The sequence below is a fragment of the Schlegelella aquatica genome (genome assembly GCF_026013905.1).
Taxonomy (GTDB): Bacteria; Pseudomonadota; Gammaproteobacteria; order Burkholderiales; family Burkholderiaceae_C; genus Caldimonas; species Caldimonas aquatica.
This window is the reverse complement of sequence record NZ_CP110257.1, coordinates 2,014,371-2,030,597: the sequence shown is the minus strand read 5'-3', so window position 1 is coordinate 2,030,597 and position 16,227 is coordinate 2,014,371. Positions and strand designations below refer to the sequence as shown.

Below are 16,227 nucleotides of genomic sequence, written 5' to 3'. Positions count from 1 at the left end.
GGTTCCATGAGCGCTACTCCGTCGATTGCGACCGCGCCGAGCGTGAACTACAACGACAAGGTCGTGCGTCAGTTCGCCGTGATGGCGGTGGTCTGGGGTGTGGTCGGGATGCTGGTGGGGGTGTGGATTGCGGCACAACTCACCTGGCCCGAACTCAATTTCGGCATTCCGTGGCTGAGCTATGGACGCTTGCGACCGCTGCACACCAACGCCGTCATCTTCGCCTTCGGCGGCTGCGCGCTGTTCGCTACCAGCTACTACGTCGTGCAGCGCACCTGCCAGGTGCGGCTGATCTCCGACAAGCTCGCCGCGTTCACTTTCTGGGGCTGGCAAGCCGTCATCGTCGCGGCCGCCGTCTCGCTGCCCCTGGGCTACACCAGCGGCAAGGAGTACGCCGAGCTCGAGTGGCCGATCGACATCCTGATCGCGCTCGTGTGGGTGGCGTATGCCATCGTGTTCTTCGGCACGGTCGGTATCCGCAAGGTCCGGCACATCTACGTGGCCAATTGGTTCTACGGCGGCTTCATCCTCGCCGTGGCCTTGCTGCACATCGTCAACAGCGCGGCGATGCCGGTGGGCTTCATGAAGAGCTACTCGGCCTATGCGGGCGTGCAGGACGCGATGGTGCAGTGGTGGTACGGCCACAACGCGGTCGGCTTCTTCCTGACCGCGGGGTTCCTGGGGATGATGTACTACTTCATCCCCAAGCAGGCCGAGCGCCCGGTGTATTCGTATCGCCTGTCGATCGTGCACTTCTGGGCGCTGATCTTCACCTACATGTGGGCCGGTCCGCACCACCTGCACTACACGGCGCTGCCCGACTGGGCCCAGTCGATCGGCATGCTGTTCTCGCTGATCCTGCTGGCACCCTCCTGGGGCGGCATGATCAACGGCATCATGACCCTCTCCGGGGCTTGGTACAAGCTGCGTGAAGACCCGATCCTCAAGTTCCTGATCGTCTCGCTGTCGTTCTACGGCATGTCGACCTTCGAAGGTCCGATGATGTCGATCAAGACGGTCAACGCGCTGTCCCACTACACCGACTGGACGATCGGCCACGTGCACTCGGGTGCGCTGGGCTGGGTGGGCCTCATCTCGATGGGCTCCCTGTACTACCTCATCCCGCGCCTGTTCGGCCAGAAGAAGATGTACAGCGTGCGTGCGATCGAGTTGCACTTCTGGGTGGCCACCATCGGCATCGTGCTCTACATCGCTGCGATGTGGATCGCCGGCGTGATGCAGGGCCTGATGTGGCGGTCGATCAACGCCGACGGCACGCTGACCTACAGCTTCGTCGAAAGCGTGAAAGCGACCTACCCCTTCTACATGATCCGTCTGGCCGGTGGCCTGCTGTATCTGGGGGGCATGTGCATCATGGCTTGGAACACGGTGATGACCGCGCTGGCTGGCCGTTCGGCCGCCGGACAAGTGCCGGCCGTCCCCGCCCGCGCCTGAGACCGCGAAGGAACGTCAAATGGCTGACCAACAGAAGATTCCGACCTTCTCGCACGAGAAGATCGAGACCAACAACTTCCTCATGATCTTGCTTATCGTGCTCGTCGTCTCGGTCGGCGGGCTCGTGGAGATCGTGCCCCTGTTCTTCCAGCGATCCACCACCGAGCCGGTGGCCGGGCTCAAGCCCTATACGGCGCTGCAACTCGCCGGGCGCGACGTGTACATCCGCGAGGGTTGCTACAACTGCCATTCGCAGATGGTGCGTCCGTTCCGCGCCGAGACGCTGCGCTACGGCCACTACTCGGTGGCCGGTGAGTTCGTCTACGACCACCCGTTCCAGTGGGGGTCCAAGCGCACCGGCCCGGACCTGCATCGCGTCGGCGGCCGCTACAGCGACGAGTGGCACCGCGTGCACCTGATCAATCCGCGCGACGTGGTGCCCGAGTCCAACATGCCCGCGTACCCGTGGCTGGCGACCAGCCCGCTCAACCCGGCCGAGATGGCCCCCAAGATGAAGGCGCTGCGCACCCTGGGCGTGCCCTACACCGACGAGGACATCGCCGGCGCGGCCGAGGCCGTCAAGGGCAAGACCGAGCTCGACGCCGTGGTGGCGTACTTGCAGTCGCTCGGCACCCACGTCAAGTAAGGAGGCCGCCATGCACCTGGACATCAACGATCTTCGTTCCATCGTGACGGTCGTCTCGTTGCTGGTCTTCCTCGGCATCTGCGGCTGGGCATATGCCCGACGCAACCGCAGCCGCTTCGAGGAAGCGGCCCAATTGCCGTTCCAGTCCGAGTGACCGGCCCGAGGAGAACTTCATGAGCGACTTCTTCAGCAACGGCTGGTCGGTCTTCATCGCCGTCACCACTGTCGTCAGCATCGCAGCGTGCCTGCTGCTCCTCATCGTGGCAAGCAAGCGCAAGGTGATGGCAGGCGACAACACCACCGGCCACGTGTGGGACGGAGATCTGCGCGAACTCAACAACCCGCTGCCGCGGTGGTGGATGGGCTTGTTCGTGCTGACCATCGTCTTTGCCGCCGCCTACCTCGTGTTCTATCCGGGCCTGGGCAGCTACCAGGGCAAGCTCGGATGGAGCCAAGCCACCCAGTACCAGGCCGAGATGGAGAAGGCCCGTGCACAGATTGAGCCGCTGTATGCGCGTTTCGAGGGCATGAACGCCGAACAGCTCGTGCAGGACCCGCAGGCCATGGCCATCGGCGAGCGGATCTTCGTCAACAACTGCGCGCAGTGCCACGGCTCGGATGCGCGTGGCAGCAAGGGTTTCCCCAACCTGACCGACACGGACTGGCTCTATGGCGGCAATCACGAGACGATCATGGAGTCCATCGCGAAGGGGCGTCATGGCGTCATGCCGCCGATGGCCGCCGCCGTGGGCGGCGCGCAGGACGTGCGCAACGTGGCGCACTATGTCCTGAGCCTGTCCGGCAGCCCCCACAACGCGATCGCGGCCCAGCTCGGCAAGGCCAAGTTCGGCGCGTGTGCCGCCTGCCACGGGGCCGATGGCAAGGGCAACCAGGCTCTCGGTGCGCCCAACCTCACCGACAAGGTCTGGCTGCACGGTTGGGGCGAACAGGCGATCATCAACATTATCACCAACGGCAAGGACAACCAGATGCCCGCTCACGCCGACAAGCTGACGCCGGCGCAGATTCGAGTCCTCGCCGCCTACGTCTGGGGCTTCTCCAACGGCCCTGCGGCCAGCACACGCACTGTCAACGCGCAATGAACGGATGCCCGCTGGCGATCAGCAGTTCCTGCCGGGGCCGTGTGCCCCGGCCGCGAGTTCCCAAGTGAAACGCAACCCTCACACCATCCCCATCCAGCCGGTTCCCGCCCACGGCGAGACGTCCGAACAGGTCGTCTCGCTGTATGCCAAGCAAAAAAAGATCTACGCGCGCTCGGTGAGCGGGTGGTTCGCGGGGTGGCGGTGGGCGCTGGTGTGGTTCACGCAGCTCATCTTCTACGGCCTGCCGTGGCTCGAATGGAACGGCCGGCAGGCCGTGCTATTTGACCTGCTGTCGCGCAGGTTCTACATCTTCAACCTCGTCTTGTACCCGCAGGACTTCATCTACCTCACCGCGTTGCTCGTCATCTCGGCGCTCGGGCTGTTTTTCTTCACGGCCGTGGCAGGGCGCCTGTGGTGCGGTTACGCATGCCCGCAGACCGTCTACACCGAGATCTTCATGTGGGTCGAGCGCCGCATCGAAGGCGACCGGATCGCGAGAATGCGGCTTGACGAAGGCCCCTGGACCTTCGAGAAGATCTGGCGCAAGACGGCCAAGCAGGCGGCGTGGATCGCGATCGCGTTGTGGACCGGTTTCACCTTCGTCGGCTACTTCACCCCCGTGCGCGAGTTGATAGCGGCTGCCGCGAGCTTCGCCCTCGGCCCCTGGGAGACCTTCTGGGTGTTCTTCTACGGCTTCGCAACGTACGGCAATGCCGGCTACATGCGCGAGCAGGTCTGCAAGTACATGTGTCCTTACGCGCGCTTCCAGAGCGCGATGTTCGACAAGGACACGATGATCATCACCTACGACACGCAACGCGGCGAGCCCCGTGGCTCGCGCTCGCGCAAGATCGATCCAAAGGCGGCGGGGTTGGGCGACTGCATCGACTGCACGCTGTGTGTGCAAGTCTGCCCCACCGGCATCGACATCCGTGACGGCCTGCAGTACGAATGCATCGGCTGCGCCGCATGCATCGACGTCTGCAACGGCGTGATGGACAAGATGGGCTACGAGCGCGGGCTCATCCGCTACTCCACCGAGAACGGCATGGAGCACGGGTGGACACGCGCCCAGATGTTTCGCCGGGTACTGCGCCCGCGGGTGCTGATCTACGGCGCGATCTTGCTCGGCATCAGCCTCGCCTTCGTCGCGAGCATCGCGCTGCGCAGCCCGTTCAAGGTCGACGTCATCCGAGACCGGGGTGCCCTTGCCCGCATCGTGGAGGACGGCCGCGTCGAGAACGTGTACCGGCTGCAGATCATGAACAGCACCGAGCGCGAGCAGCGCTACCGGATCTCGGTGGAAGGCATCGCCGGCATCTCGGTCGCCTCGCACTCGCAGGTCGACATCGCACCGGCCGAATCCCGCTGGGTGGCCGTTCGTGTGCAGGTCCCCCCGGAGTCTGCCGCCGAGCTGGCCGGGCGCTCCAGCCCCATCCAGTTCGCTATCGAGCGGTTGCCGGACGGCGAGGAGGCCGCTCGCACGGTGCACGAGAAGTCCACCTTCCTGGTGCCGCGCTGAACGCAGGAGCCCCCATGAAAACCCTCGAACCCTCCAAAACCCAGCCCCGCGCATGGTGGCGCGAACCTATGATGTGGCTCGTGGTGGGCGGACCTGCGGCCGTCATCCTGGCCGGCGTGGCGACCCTCGTCTTGGCGGTGTCGCGTCCTGATCCGGTGGTCGATCCCGACTACTACCGTCGTGGACTGGAGATCAACAAGACCATGGCCGAGCGCCAGGCCGCGGCGTCGGAAGCCCCGGCCGTCCGCCCCGCGCTCGAGGTCCGCAACCACGCGGCCACGGGTGGAACGCCCGGGCGATGAGCCCTCAAAGGATCAGGCGGCGCGACGATGCGCCGCCGAAGGAGTGCATGGATGGCGCAGCGGTGGATGTGGATCGCCTGGCCCGCGTTTCTGGTGGCGGGCCTGATCGAGATGTTGGTGTTCGCCTTCGTCGACCCGCGTGACCTGCACTGGCTCGGTGGCGGCGCGATCGAGTTGTCGCCGATGGCGATCTACACCCTGGCCTTCTTCCTTTTCTGGGCGGCCACGATGCTGTCCAGCATGCTGACGACCTTGCTGGCGCGCTCGCCCTTCGAGGTCAACCGCTGTCCTCTGACGGCGGATCAGCGCCCTCCTGCTTGCCCGCGCCCGCAGCACCGGTCCGCGTCCTGAAGAGCCGCGGGTCAGCGAGAAGGCGGGCCCGCCGCCAGCGGCGGCAGCGCATCGCACCCGAGGGCTAGGCTCAGCAGTTGTTGGCCGAGTTGACCAGCTTCTGCAGGCCTTCTTGGTCCAAGATGCGAATCTGGCGCTGCTTGACTTCCAGGAGCCCCTCGTCCTGGAACTTCGAGAAGGTGCGGCTCACCGTCTCCAGCTTGAGGCCGAGATAGCTGCCGATCTCCTCGCGCGTCATGCGCAGCACCAGCGAAGACGGAGAGAAGCCCCGCGCATGCAGGCGCTGCGTCAGGTTGAGCAGGAAGGCGGCAAGCCGTTCTTCTGCGCGCATGCTGCCCAGGAGCAACATCACTCCGTGGTCGCGCACGATCTCCCGACTCATGATCTTGTGGAACGAGTGCTGCAGTTCGGTGAACTCACGCGAAAGCGACTCCAGCTGCGAGTAGGGGATGACGCAGACCTGCGAGTCTTCCAGGGCCACCGCATCGCAGGTGTGGCGATCCTGGCTGATCGCGTCCAGCCCCAGCAGCTCGCCGGCCATCTGGAAGCCGGTCACCTGATCCCGCCCGTCCTCGGAGGAGATGCAGGTCTTGAAGAAGCCGGTGCGCACGGCGTAGAGGGACTGGAACGGATCGCCCGCGTGGAACAACGCCTCACCGCGCTTGACCGCCCTGCGGGTGGCAACCAGCGTGTCGAGCTTTTCCAGCTCTGGGCGCGACAGGCCCACCGGCAAGCACAGCTCCCGCAAATTGCAGCTGGAGCAGGCCACCTTCAGTTCGTTGAGTTTGATCATCTTCTTCGCAGTTCCGGTGGAACCCATTATCGGATGGCCGTGGCTTTCCCGAGGTGACCCCGCGTCCCATACGGACTCCTGCCTCGCGGACCGGATCACAGTGGAGCGGGAGCGGGCACGGTGGAGCAGCATGATCATCCTCAAGTACGGGTGGGATTCTTTCGCGTCGCAGCGACCGTGACCTTGAGACAGATCAAGCGCCCCGGAGTTCTGCCTTGGCACAGTGGAGCCACCATGGAGACCGTCCTTCCTCCTCTCGATCGCGAGTTGCTGGCCCGCTTCGATGTGCCCGGCCCTCGCTATACGTCGTATCCCACGGCCGACAGGTTCGTGGAGGCCTTCACGGAGTCGCACTACCGTCAGGCACTGGAGCAACGCGCCAGCGGGGTGGGGGGGCTGCACGCTCCGTTGTCGATCTACGTCCACATCCCGTTCTGCGAGTCGGTGTGCTACTACTGCGCCTGCAACAAGGTGATCACGAAGCACCACGAGCGCGCCGGCGAGTACCTGGACGCGCTCGACCGCGAAATCGCGATGCACCGCGAGGTGCTCGGCTCCGCGCAGGCCGTATCCCAGCTACATTTCGGAGGCGGCACGCCCACCTTCCTATCCGATGCGGAACTGGAGCGCGTGATGGGCAGCCTGCGCCGGGCTTTCCGGCTCGTTCCCGGCGGCGAGTACTCTATCGAGGTCGATCCTCGCACCGTCACTCCCGATCGTCTTGCACATCTCGCGCGGCTCGGCTTCAACCGGCTGAGCTTCGGTGTGCAGGACTTCGACCCCCAGGTTCAGAAGGCGGTCCACAGGGCCCAGTCTCGCGAGAGCGTCGCCGAGCTGATGGCAGCCGCCCGCCAGCTGAGCTTCGAGTCACTCAACGTGGATCTGATCTACGGACTGCCGCGACAGACCCCGGCGTCGTTCGCCCGCACGCTCGAGCAGGTCGGCGAGCTGCGTCCCGACCGCATCGCGCTGTACGCCTATGCGCATCTGCCCGAGCGCTTCAAGCCTCAGCGCCGCATCGATGCCAGCGAGCTGCCGAGCGCTGAGGACCGGATCTCGATGCTGTCGGGGGCCATCGCCAGCTTCCTAGGCCGGGGCTATGCGTACATCGGCATGGACCACTTCGCCTTGCATGACGACGCGCTGGCCGTGGCCAAGCGCCAGGGCCGGCTGCATCGCAACTTCCAGGGCTACAGCACGCAGCCCGACTGCGATCTGATCGGGCTGGGGGTGTCGGCCATCGGCCGCATCGGCGCCACCTACAGCCAAAATGCCAAGACGCTGCCCGAGTACTATGATGCACTCGCGCAGGGGCGTTTCCCGGTGGTGCGCGGTCTCGCGCTCGACAGGGACGACCTCGTGCGCCGTGCGGTCATCATGGCGCTGATGTGCCAGGGGCACGTGGTGTTCGAGTCGATCGAGGTCTCGTATCTCATCGACTTCCGCCGCTACTTCGCCGCCGAACTGGAACGGCTGGCGGCGCTGGCCGAGGAGGGGTTGGTCACGATCGAGCCCGACGGCGTGTGCGTCACGCCCATGGGGTGGTATTTCGTGCGTGGCATCGCGATGGTGTTCGACCGCTACCTCCAGGCCGACCGCAGCCGCCAGCGCTTCTCCAAGATCATCTGATGGTCTCGGGACTCGTCTTCACCGCGTTGTTGATGGGGCTCGCCGGCAGTCCTCACTGCGTGGCCATGTGCGGCGCTGCGACCGCCGGGGTGGGGTGCACCCGGCCGCGCCTGCTGTCGTTCCAGCTCGGCCGTTTGGCCGGCTATGCCACGCTGGGCGCCGTGGTGGCCACCTCGGCTGGCGCCCTTCAGTGGGGGGCCGAGCACAGCGCCTGGCTGCGCCCCTTCTGGGCGCTGTTTCACGTGGCCGTGCTCGCGCTCGGGATCGCCCTGGTCTGGCGCGGTCGTCAGCCGGCTTGGCTCGAAGGTCTGGCTCACCGCGTCTGGCAGGAGATGCGCCACCGCACGCTCGGCTGGTCCAGCCTGCAGGTGCCCTTCGCGGCGGGGCTGCTGTGGGTGCTGCTGCCGTGCGGGCTTCTGTACTCCGCCCTGATGGTGGCGGCACTCGCCCCAGGAGCCGGGCAGGGGGCCCTGGTGATGGCGGCCTTCGCCTTCGGTTCGGCGCTCGGCCTCCAGGTCGGGCCCATGCTGTGGCAGCGCTTCGGCGCCCGGGCGGGCGGGGGCACCCTCGCCGTGCGGCTGGCGGGGGGCTTCCTGCTCGCCTCGTCCGCGTGGGCCCTCGGCCATGGCGTGTGGTCCAAGGTGGCCGCCGGGGTGTGCTGAGCGGGCTCGGGTGGCGCCCCTGGGCGCGCCACCGCCTCCAGGTACGTGGGGCAAAGGCGGGCGCCGCCTCACGGTTGACCCCCCGAGGGGCCGGCCCAGCCCCGTCTCCCGCAGGGGTGGTGAAAGTCGTCTGAAAGCCGCCCTGACTTAGAATCTTTCGTTCGCGCAAGAACCCGATACCAACCACGTTCCGCGGAGCTTTCTCACATGTACCAGCACATCAAGGTGCCCGAGGGTGGCCAGAAGATCACGGTCAACCCGGACTTCTCGCTCAACGTTCCCGACAATCCCATCATTCCGTACATCGAGGGGGACGGCACCGGCTTCGACATCACGCCCGTGATGATCAAGGTGGTCGACGCTGCGGTGGCCAAGTCCTACGGTGGCAAGCGCAAGATCCACTGGATGGAGGTCTACGCCGGCGAGAAGTCGACCAAGGTGTACGGCCCGGACGTGTGGCTGCCCGAGGAGACGCTGCATGCCGTGCGCGAATACGTGGTCTCGATCAAGGGCCCGCTGACCACCCCGGTCGGTGGCGGCATCCGCTCGCTGAACGTCGCGCTGCGCCAGGAGCTGGACCTGTACGTCTGCCTGCGCCCGGTGCGCTACTTCAAGGGCGTGCCCTCGCCGGTCAAGGAGCCCGAGAAGGTCGACATGGTGATCTTCCGCGAGAACTCGGAAGACATCTACGCCGGCATCGAGTTCGACTACCAGAGCGACAAGGCCAAGAAGCTGATCAAGTTCCTGCAGGACGAGTTCGGCGTCAAGAAGATCCGCTTCCCGGAAACCTCGGGCATCGGCATCAAGCCGGTCTCCAAGGAAGGCACCGAGCGCCTGGTGCGCAAGGCCATCCAGTACGCCATCGACAACGACAAGCCGTCGGTGACGCTGGTGCACAAGGGCAACATCATGAAGTTCACCGAAGGCGCGTTCCGCGACTGGGGCTATGCCCTGGCGCAGCGCGAGTTCGGCGCCGAGCTGATCGACGGCGGCCCGTGGTGCAAGTTCACCAACCCGAAGACCGGCAAGGACATCGTCATCAAGGACGCCATCGCTGACGCGTTCCTGCAGCAGATCCTGCTGCGTCCGGCCGAGTACTCGGTGATCGCGACGCTGAACCTGAACGGCGACTACATCTCCGACGCGCTGGCCGCGCAGGTCGGCGGCATCGGCATCGCCCCGGGCGCCAACCTGTCCGACTCGGTCGCGATGTTCGAGGCCACCCACGGCACGGCGCCGAAGTACGCCGGCAAGGACTACGTGAACCCCGGTTCCGAGATCCTGTCGGCCGAGATGATGCTGCGCCACATGGGCTGGAAGGAAGCCGCCGACCTGATCATCAGCTCGATGGAAAAGGCCATCCAGAGCAAGAAGGTGACCTACGACTTCGCCCGCCTGATGGACGGCGCGACCCAGGTCAGCTGCTCGGGCTTCGGCCAGGTGATGATCGACAACATGTGATCCGCCGCGGCCCGGCACGGCCGGGCCGGCCGGTCCAGATGGAAACCCCGCTTCGCGAGAAGCGGGGTTTTTTCTTGGCTGGCGCATGGCGCCGAGCTGGGGCCTTGCGGCGTGTGCCCGGCTCAGTGAGCCAGCACGAAGTGGGCAATGATGCCGGTCGCAGCGGCCACCAGCACGAAATCCGAGCCCACGCGCACCCAGTGGTGGCCACGTGGCGGGGCGCTCAGGCGGTGGGCGCGCCAGTCATGCACCACGTGGTGGCGGTAGGCGACGGGCAGCCGGGCACCGCGGTGGAAGTGATGGCGCGGCGCCGCGACGCGGACGGGCTGGACCACGACGACCGGGGGGTGGGCCGGGCGGGCAGCGGGATGGCCGTGCACGGGGCCATGGCGATGCTCGACGCGGGGGGCAGGGGCGTGGCGGTCACGCGGCTGGGCGTGGGCCAGGCCGGCCTGCAGGCCGAGGGCCAGGGTGGCCAGGGCGATCAGGGTGCGTGCTTGCATGAGGCTGCTCCTTGGTGAACGGGACAGCTTCAGTGTGCAGCGCCACCCTTTGCGTCTTGCGTGCGGCGGCAAACGGCGGGTAAGGCTGTGTAAAGACGCGTGAAGCGGGAGCGACAGGCGCTCCCGTGCCAGGCTAGCGGCCGAGTTCCTTGGCCGTGACGCCGGCGATGCCCCAGTTCTCCTTGGGCACCTCGGTGATCCAGACACGCACGTTCGCCACCGGGGCGCCGACGGCCTCGACCAGTGCCTGGGTGACCTTCTCGATGACGGCCTTTTTCTGTTCTTCGGTGCGGCCTTCGATCAGGTAGATCTGTGCAAATGGCATGGGGTTGTCCTCTGTCGGAAAAGGTGAAAGGGGCGTCACAGCGGGACGGTGGCGAACTTCGCGGTGACGGGGATGAACGGCGAGCGGGTGTTGTCCACCACCTGCAGCACCCAGCGCCCCCGCTCGTCCTTCAGCCACTGGCCGCCCACGGCCGGCGTGGAGCACACGTTGAGCGCGGGCATGCGCCCCGCGAAGCTGAGCGGGCCCACCACGGTACGGGCCTGGATGCGGCGCAGGGCCTGGCCCAGCGAGGGCCGGGTCGGCTCGGCCGCCTGCTGGATCACCTGTGCTGCCAGGTCCACCAGCGCGTGGGAGAAGCCCAGCGTCTGGATCCATTGCCGTCCGGTGCGCTGCTCGTATTCGCGCACGATCTGGGCCGAAGTCTCGCCGGTGAGGCCGGAGCGGAACGGCCAGGCCGGCGACCACCAGACCTCGTTGCACAGCGCCAGCCCCGGCAGGCTCCTGCGGTCCACCGTGTCCGGGAAGGGGAAGGCCTTCGCGATCGTGGCCATGCGCGGCTGGTAGCCCACCTGGCGCGCCGCCTCGAAGAAGGCCTGCGCCACCGGGGGGGGCAGCACGCCGGTGACCATGTTCACGCGGGCGTCGCGCAGGCGGGTGGCGATGCCGGTGTAGTCCGGCGCGGCCAGGCGCACGCGGCCGGGGTCCATCAGCGTCAGGCCGCGCTGCGCGAAGGCACGCGGCATCACTTCGAGGAAGGCCCCGCCGTCAATGTCGTCCGGCCAGAGGCCGCCGACCACCGTGCCCAGGCCGGCACGGGCGAGCAGGCTGGAGTAGATGTCGGTGAAGTCCTCCAGGCCGACGAAGAAGTGGTAGGTCCACTGGAAGCCCTTGTCCGGATGGCCCTTGCGGCCGTGGAACCAGGCCTGCCACGGGGCCACCGTGGTGACGCAGGGCACGCCCGCGGCCTCGCAGACGTCCGAGACCGGATTGCAGGTCTCCGGCGTGCCGGAGGCCAGCACCATGTGCACGCCGCTGGCCACGAGCGAGGCGGCCAGCTCGCCGGCGCGGGCCGGCGACGAGGCGGCGTCGTGCAGCTCCAGCCGGACGATGCGCCGGCCGCGCCCGGGGCTCTCCAGCCCCGCGGCCAGGCGCGGGGCCAGCAGTTCGTGCACGTAGGTGTTGGTCAACCCGAAGGCGGCCAGGGCCCCTGTGGTGGGTGAGATCAGGGCCACCCGCAGCGTGGCGTCCTCGCCGGCCGGCTGGGCCGATGCCGCCGGCAGGGCTGCCCAGGCCGCGGCGGCGGTGAGCAGGTGCCGGCGCTTCATGCGGCGTGGCGTCGTTCGGCGCGCTGGCGCGCCAGCGTCAGCGCGGTGTCCTCGATCATGTCTTCCTGGCCGCCGACCATGCCGCGGCGGCCCATCTCGACCAGGATGTCGCGCGCGGACACGCCGTACTTCTGCTCGGCGCGCTTGGCGAACAGCAGGAAGGACCCGTAGACGCCGGCATAGCCCAGCGTCAGCGCGTCGCGGTCGATGCGGATCGGAAAGTCCATGATGGGCACGACCAGGTCCTCGGCCACGTCCTGGATCTTGAACACGTCCACGCCGGTCTCGATGCCCATCAGCGAGCACACCGCGACCAGCACTTCCATCGGCGTGTTGCCCGCGCCCGCGCCCAGGCCTGCGGCCGCCGCGTCGATGCGGCTGGCGCCGACCTCGATCGCGGCGATCGAGTTGGCCACGCCCATGGCCAGGTTGTGGTGGCCGTGGAAGCCCACCTCGGTCTCGGGCCTGAGCGCCTCGCGCACCGCGCCGACCCGGGCCTTGACGGTGTCGGGCAGCAGGTGGCCGGCCGAGTCGGTCACGTAGACGCAGTTGGCGCCGTAGCTTTCCATCAGCTTCGCCTGCTCGACCAGCTTCTCGGGGTTGGCCATGTGGGCCATCATCAGGAAGCCGACCGTGTCCATGTCCATCTTGCGCGCCAGCGTGATGTGCTGCTCGGAGACGTCGGCCTCGGTGCAGTGGGTCGCCACGCGGATCGTGGACACGCCCAGCTCGTGCGCCATCTTGAGGTGGTCCACGGTGCCGATGCCGGGCAGCAGCAGGGCGCTGACCCTGGCGCGCTTCATCAGCGGGATCACCGCGCCGAGGTACTCCTCGTCGCGGTGCCGGGGGAAGCCGTAGTTGACCGAGGCGCCGCCCAGGCCGTCGCCGTGCGTGACCTCGATCAGCGGGATGCCGGCCTCGTCCAGGCCCTGGGCGATGGACTTCATCTGCTCCAGCGTCATCTGGTGGCGCTTGGGGTGCATCCCGTCGCGCAGCGTCATGTCGTGGAGGGTGATGCTCCGGTTCGTCAGTGTCATGGGATGCTCCTCGTCAGGCGGCCACGGGTTCGAGCACCAGTTCGCCCTTGAGGATCTCCTCGGCGAACATCTCGGCGGTGCGGGCGGCGGCCGCGGTCATGATGTCCAGGTTGCCGGCGTACTTCGGCAGGTAGTCGCCCAGGCCCTCGACCTCGAGGAAGACGCTGACGCGCTTGCCGTCGAAGACCGGGCCGTTGACCAGCCGGTAGCCCGGCACGTAGCGCTGCACCTCGCGGATCATCTCGTGGATCGAGCGCGTGATGGCTTCCTGGTCCGGCTCGTCCTCGGTCAGGCAGTGCACCGTGTCGCGCATGATCAGCGGTGGCTCGGCCGGGTTGATGATGATGATGGCCTTGCCCTGCTTCGCGCCGCCGACCTGCTCGACCGCGCCGGCGGTGGTGCGGGTGAACTCGTCGATGTTCTTGCGCGTGCCCGGCCCCACCGAGCGGCTGGAGACCGTGGCGACGATCTCGCCGTAGGCCACCGGCTGCACGCGGCTGACCGCCGCGACGATGGGGATCGTGGCCTGGCCGCCGCAGGTGACCATGTTGACGTTCATCTCGCGCTTGCCCAGGTGCTCGCGCAGGTTCACGGGCGGCACGCAGTACGGGCCGATCGCCGCGGGCGTGAGGTCGATCATCAGCGCGCCCAGCGCGTTGACTTTGCGCGAGTTCTCGGCGTGCACGTAGGCGCTGGTGGCGTCGAAGACGATCTGCACGCGGTCGTCGCGCAGGTGGGGCACCAGGCCGTCGACGCCGTCGGCCGTGGTCTTGAGGCCCAGCTCGCGGGCGCGCTTCAGGCCGTCGGAAGCCGGGTCGATGCCGACCATCCACACCGGCTCCAGCACCGGGCTGCGCTGCAGCTTGGCGAGCAGGTCGGTGCCGATGTTGCCGGGGCCGATGACGGCGCATCTGATCTTCTCGGTCATGGGAACAACTCCTCAGTGGCGCGGGCTCAGCGGCCCGCATGCAGCCAGTGCGCGAGCCAGCGGGTCAGGCGCGGCGCGACCAGCCAGGTCATGATCACCACCACCAGCACGGTGATGACGAAGACGCGCGGCACCAGCGGCCAGTGCTCCAGCCACGGCGCCACGGTCAGGAACAGGAACAGCACGGTCGGGAAGATGCCCAGCCACGTGACCACGGCCACGCGCCAGCGTGGCGGCGCCTGCGGGGCGCCGCCGGGCGGCTGGAACCAGTACTCGACGCCGCTGACGCGGTCGCGCTGCTCGCCCACCGTGTGCGCCTGCACCTGGGCCAGCCAGTGCGCGCGCTCGGGGGAGGACTCCCAGGCCGCGAGGTGGGCCTCGTCGTCGAAGGCGAACACCACGTGGTAGAGCATGGGTTCGTCGCCGCTGCCGGGGTCGCCGGGGCGCACCACCTGGCCGCCGAGGTGGCCGGGAAAGCGGGCGGCGGCCTCCAGCATGCCGGCCATGGCTGCCTCGAACGCGGCGGCCTGCGAAGGCGGCACGCGCCGCGTGATCAGCACGGTCACGGCACGCGGCGGGGTGGGGGCGGGGCTGGACATGGCGCCGGTCGGGTGCAGGTGACGGTTCAGGCGAAGCGCATGCTCACCGAACCCAGGTCCTGGAAGCGCACGTTCACTTGGTCGCCGGCCTGCACCGCGATCGCCTCGGTCACGCCGCCGGTCATGATGAAGGTGCCGGCCGGGATGCTCTGGCCGCGCGCGCCCAGGTGGTTGGCCAGGGCCGCGACGGCGGCGGCCGGGTGGCCCATCACCGCGGCGCCGGCGGCCATCGCGACGATCTCGCCGTTCTTCTCCAGCACCACGCCCAGCGTGCGCAGGTCCAGGTCATCGGGGCGGCGGGCGCGGCCGCCGGTGACGAAGCGCGAGGCCGAGGTGTTGTCCGCGATCACGCTCTTGAGGTCGAACTTGAAGTCGCGGTAGCGGCTGTCGATGATCTCGACGCCGGGGATCACGAAGTCGATCGCGGCCAGCACCGCGCCGACGTGGCAGCCCGGACCGGTCAACGGGGCCTTGGTGACGATGCAGATCTCGGCTTCCACCTTGGGATGGATCAGGCCGGCCATCGGGATGGTGCTGCCTTCGGGGCAGGCCATGTAGTCGCTGACGAAGCCGAACACGGGCGAGTCCACGCCCATCTGCTTCATCTTGGCGTAGGAGGTCAGGCCGCACTTGAGGCCCACGGTGCGGTGGCCGCGGGCTTCCTTGCGGGCGCGGATCGCCTCCTGGATGGCGTAGGCGTCGGCCCAGTCCATTTCGGGGTGGTCGTCGGTGATCTTGGTGACGTCGCGCGCCTGCAGCTCTGCGGTTTCCAGGTGCTCGGCAAGCCGGGCGATGGTGTGTTGGTCGAGTGCCATGTGAGGGGTGTCCTTGGAAATCAGGCGACGAAGCGCACCGAGGCGCTGCCCAGGCCGCCGACGCTGCAATGCAGGCTGTCGCCGGCGACCACCGGCACCAGCGGCGATTGCGAGCCGGAGAGGATCACGTCGCCGGCCTTGAGGGCGATGCCGAGCCGGCCCAGGGTGTTGGCCAGCCACGCCACCGCGTTGACCGGCGAGCCCTGCACCGAGGCGCCGGTGGAGGTGCTGATGACCTCGCCGTTCTTCTCCAGCACCATGCCGGCCAGCGCCAGGTCCAGGTCGCGCGGGCTGCGTCGCACGCCGCCCAGCGTGAACACGCCGCAGGAGGCGTTGTCGGCCACGGTGTCCTGGATGCGGATCTTCCAGTCGCGGATGCGCGAGTCGACGATCTCGAAGCAGGGCATCACGCAGTCGGTGGCGCGCAGCACGTCGGCCGCGGTCACGCCCGGGCCTTCGAGGTTGCGCGCCAGGATGAAGGCCACCTCGGCCTCGGCGCGCGGGGCGATCAGGCTGCCGACGGAGATCGGCTGGCCTTCGTCGTACGCCATGCCCGACAGCAGGTGGCCGAAGTCCGGCTGGTTCACGCCCAGCATGTCCATCACGACCTTGCTGGTCACGCCGATCTTCTTGCCCACGACCCGCTCGCCGGCGTCGAGCCGGTGCTGGATCATGCGCAGCTGGATCTGGTAGGCGTCGTCGATGGTGATGCCGGGTTCTCGCTCGGTCAGCGGGGCCACCGGTTCGCGGTGGACCAGGGCCTGGTACAGCTCGTCGCCGTAGCGTTGGAGGGTGGAAGCGTCCATGGTC

The 16,227-nt window shown here is 67.7% G+C and carries 19 protein-coding genes; 10 read left to right on the top strand and 9 right to left on the bottom strand.

From position 1 onward, the window contains the following. Positions 1-6: 6 nt before the first annotated feature. From ccoN to OMP39_RS09170, 7 genes are read left to right on the top strand one after another with little or no spacing between them, the layout of a single operon-like run. Positions 7-1,455 carry a cytochrome-c oxidase, cbb3-type subunit I gene (ccoN, locus tag OMP39_RS09200; protein WP_264891441.1) on the top strand — a complete coding sequence of 483 codons (1,449 nt, stop codon included), beginning with the start codon at positions 7-9 and terminating at the stop codon, positions 1,453-1,455. 19 nt (positions 1,456-1,474) lie between these two features. After that, entirely contained in the window at positions 1,475-2,101 is a 627-nt protein-coding gene (gene ccoO / locus OMP39_RS09195) for a cytochrome-c oxidase, cbb3-type subunit II (RefSeq protein ID WP_264891440.1), read from the top strand. 10 nt (positions 2,102-2,111) lie between these two features. Then, positions 2,112-2,255: a cbb3-type cytochrome oxidase subunit 3 gene (locus OMP39_RS09190; protein WP_264891439.1), complete on the top strand. Its 144-nt coding sequence runs from the start codon at positions 2,112-2,114 to the stop codon at positions 2,253-2,255. A 19-nt stretch (positions 2,256-2,274) separates the two neighbouring features. After that, positions 2,275-3,204, top strand: a complete 930-nt coding sequence (gene ccoP, locus OMP39_RS09185) for a cytochrome-c oxidase, cbb3-type subunit III (RefSeq protein ID WP_264891438.1) — start codon at positions 2,275-2,277, stop codon at positions 3,202-3,204. 4 nt (positions 3,205-3,208) lie between these two features. After that, complete coding sequence (gene ccoG, locus OMP39_RS09180; RefSeq protein WP_425340618.1) at positions 3,209-4,726, top strand: cytochrome c oxidase accessory protein CcoG; 1,518 nt, start codon at positions 3,209-3,211, stop codon at positions 4,724-4,726. A gap of 14 nt (positions 4,727-4,740) precedes the next feature. Continuing rightward, positions 4,741-5,028 carry a FixH family protein gene (locus OMP39_RS09175; RefSeq protein ID WP_264891436.1) on the top strand — a complete coding sequence of 96 codons (288 nt, stop codon included), beginning with the start codon at positions 4,741-4,743 and terminating at the stop codon, positions 5,026-5,028. 51 nt (positions 5,029-5,079) lie between these two features. Then, a complete protein-coding gene (locus OMP39_RS09170; protein WP_264891435.1) occupies positions 5,080-5,379 on the top strand; it encodes a hypothetical protein in 300 nt (99 codons plus the stop codon). 70 nt (positions 5,380-5,449) lie between these two features. On the opposite strand, the gene fnr is transcribed toward OMP39_RS09170, so the two are convergent. Then, a complete protein-coding gene (gene fnr, locus OMP39_RS09165; RefSeq protein ID WP_264891434.1) occupies positions 5,450-6,172 on the bottom strand; it encodes a fumarate/nitrate reduction transcriptional regulator Fnr in 723 nt (240 codons plus the stop codon). A gap of 234 nt (positions 6,173-6,406) precedes the next feature. Between fnr and hemN the strand changes: the two genes are divergently transcribed. The 3 genes from hemN to icd all read left to right on the top strand — a co-directional run bounded on the left by hemN (position 6,407) and on the right by icd (position 9,924). Beyond that, positions 6,407-7,801, top strand: coding sequence for an oxygen-independent coproporphyrinogen III oxidase (gene hemN, locus OMP39_RS09160; RefSeq protein WP_264891433.1), 1,395 nt, complete (start codon positions 6,407-6,409; stop codon positions 7,799-7,801). After that, on the top strand, positions 7,801-8,463 hold the full coding sequence (locus OMP39_RS09155) for a sulfite exporter TauE/SafE family protein (RefSeq protein WP_264891432.1): 663 nt from the start codon (positions 7,801-7,803) through the stop codon (positions 8,461-8,463). The genes hemN and OMP39_RS09155 overlap by 1 nt, the downstream gene beginning before the upstream one ends. A gap of 207 nt (positions 8,464-8,670) precedes the next feature. Continuing rightward, a complete protein-coding gene (gene icd, locus OMP39_RS09150) occupies positions 8,671-9,924 on the top strand; it encodes an NADP-dependent isocitrate dehydrogenase (RefSeq protein WP_264891431.1) in 1,254 nt (417 codons plus the stop codon). 122 nt (positions 9,925-10,046) lie between these two features. Here icd and OMP39_RS09145 read toward each other — a convergent pair whose 3' ends face one another. From OMP39_RS09145 to dmpE, 8 genes are all read right to left on the bottom strand, one after another. Further along, entirely contained in the window at positions 10,047-10,427 is a 381-nt protein-coding gene (locus OMP39_RS09145) for an RcnB family protein (RefSeq protein ID WP_264891430.1), read from the bottom strand. Between the two features lie 133 nt (positions 10,428-10,560). Beyond that, positions 10,561-10,752, bottom strand: a complete 192-nt coding sequence (locus OMP39_RS09140) for a 2-hydroxymuconate tautomerase (RefSeq protein WP_264891429.1) — start codon at positions 10,750-10,752, stop codon at positions 10,561-10,563. A 35-nt stretch (positions 10,753-10,787) separates the two neighbouring features. Beyond that, positions 10,788-12,038, bottom strand: coding sequence for an ABC transporter substrate-binding protein (locus OMP39_RS09135; protein WP_264891428.1), 1,251 nt, complete (start codon positions 12,036-12,038; stop codon positions 10,788-10,790). Next, positions 12,035-13,075: a 4-hydroxy-2-oxovalerate aldolase gene (dmpG, locus tag OMP39_RS09130; RefSeq protein WP_264891427.1), complete on the bottom strand. Its 1,041-nt coding sequence runs from the start codon at positions 13,073-13,075 to the stop codon at positions 12,035-12,037. Before dmpG ends, OMP39_RS09135 begins: the two co-directional genes overlap by 4 nt. A gap of 13 nt (positions 13,076-13,088) precedes the next feature. Beyond that, positions 13,089-14,003 carry an acetaldehyde dehydrogenase (acetylating) gene (locus tag OMP39_RS09125; RefSeq protein WP_104356884.1) on the bottom strand — a complete coding sequence of 305 codons (915 nt, stop codon included), beginning with the start codon at positions 14,001-14,003 and terminating at the stop codon, positions 13,089-13,091. 26 nt (positions 14,004-14,029) lie between these two features. After that, on the bottom strand, positions 14,030-14,602 hold the full coding sequence (locus tag OMP39_RS09120) for an antibiotic biosynthesis monooxygenase (protein ID WP_132765093.1): 573 nt from the start codon (positions 14,600-14,602) through the stop codon (positions 14,030-14,032). Between the two features lie 26 nt (positions 14,603-14,628). Beyond that, positions 14,629-15,417 carry a 2-oxo-3-hexenedioate decarboxylase gene (gene dmpH / locus OMP39_RS09115; RefSeq protein WP_104356882.1) on the bottom strand — a complete coding sequence of 263 codons (789 nt, stop codon included), beginning with the start codon at positions 15,415-15,417 and terminating at the stop codon, positions 14,629-14,631. Between the two features lie 20 nt (positions 15,418-15,437). Further along, on the bottom strand, positions 15,438-16,223 hold the full coding sequence (gene dmpE / locus OMP39_RS09110; RefSeq protein WP_132765095.1) for a 2-oxopent-4-enoate hydratase: 786 nt from the start codon (positions 16,221-16,223) through the stop codon (positions 15,438-15,440). Positions 16,224-16,227: the final 4 nt, after the last annotated feature.

What these genes read in the sequence shown, in the direction of transcription:
- ccoN (WP_264891441.1), top strand. Translation starts at nt 7, where the DNA reads ATGAGCGCTACTCCGTCGATTGCGACCGCGCCGAGCGTGAACTACAAC.
- ccoO (WP_264891440.1), top strand. Translation starts at nt 1,475, where the DNA reads ATGGCTGACCAACAGAAGATTCCGACCTTCTCGCACGAGAAGATCGAG.
- OMP39_RS09190 (WP_264891439.1), top strand. Translation starts at nt 2,112, where the DNA reads ATGCACCTGGACATCAACGATCTTCGTTCCATCGTGACGGTCGTCTCG.
- ccoP (WP_264891438.1), top strand. Translation starts at nt 2,275, where the DNA reads ATGAGCGACTTCTTCAGCAACGGCTGGTCGGTCTTCATCGCCGTCACC.
- ccoG (WP_425340618.1), top strand. Translation starts at nt 3,209, where the DNA reads ATGCCCGCTGGCGATCAGCAGTTCCTGCCGGGGCCGTGTGCCCCGGCC.
- OMP39_RS09175 (WP_264891436.1), top strand. Translation starts at nt 4,741, where the DNA reads ATGAAAACCCTCGAACCCTCCAAAACCCAGCCCCGCGCATGGTGGCGC.
- OMP39_RS09170 (WP_264891435.1), top strand. Translation starts at nt 5,080, where the DNA reads ATGGCGCAGCGGTGGATGTGGATCGCCTGGCCCGCGTTTCTGGTGGCG.
- fnr (WP_264891434.1), bottom strand. Translation starts at nt 6,172, where the DNA reads ATGATCAAACTCAACGAACTGAAGGTGGCCTGCTCCAGCTGCAATTTG.
- hemN (WP_264891433.1), top strand. Translation starts at nt 6,407, where the DNA reads ATGGAGACCGTCCTTCCTCCTCTCGATCGCGAGTTGCTGGCCCGCTTC.
- OMP39_RS09155 (WP_264891432.1), top strand. Translation starts at nt 7,801, where the DNA reads ATGGTCTCGGGACTCGTCTTCACCGCGTTGTTGATGGGGCTCGCCGGC.
- icd (WP_264891431.1), top strand. Translation starts at nt 8,671, where the DNA reads ATGTACCAGCACATCAAGGTGCCCGAGGGTGGCCAGAAGATCACGGTC.
- OMP39_RS09145 (WP_264891430.1), bottom strand. Translation starts at nt 10,427, where the DNA reads ATGCAAGCACGCACCCTGATCGCCCTGGCCACCCTGGCCCTCGGCCTG.
- OMP39_RS09140 (WP_264891429.1), bottom strand. Translation starts at nt 10,752, where the DNA reads ATGCCATTTGCACAGATCTACCTGATCGAAGGCCGCACCGAAGAACAG.
- OMP39_RS09135 (WP_264891428.1), bottom strand. Translation starts at nt 12,038, where the DNA reads ATGAAGCGCCGGCACCTGCTCACCGCCGCCGCGGCCTGGGCAGCCCTG.
- dmpG (WP_264891427.1), bottom strand. Translation starts at nt 13,075, where the DNA reads ATGACACTGACGAACCGGAGCATCACCCTCCACGACATGACGCTGCGC.
- OMP39_RS09125 (WP_104356884.1), bottom strand. Translation starts at nt 14,003, where the DNA reads ATGACCGAGAAGATCAGATGCGCCGTCATCGGCCCCGGCAACATCGGC.
- OMP39_RS09120 (WP_132765093.1), bottom strand. Translation starts at nt 14,602, where the DNA reads ATGTCCAGCCCCGCCCCCACCCCGCCGCGTGCCGTGACCGTGCTGATC.
- dmpH (WP_104356882.1), bottom strand. Translation starts at nt 15,417, where the DNA reads ATGGCACTCGACCAACACACCATCGCCCGGCTTGCCGAGCACCTGGAA.
- dmpE (WP_132765095.1), bottom strand. Translation starts at nt 16,223, where the DNA reads ATGGACGCTTCCACCCTCCAACGCTACGGCGACGAGCTGTACCAGGCC.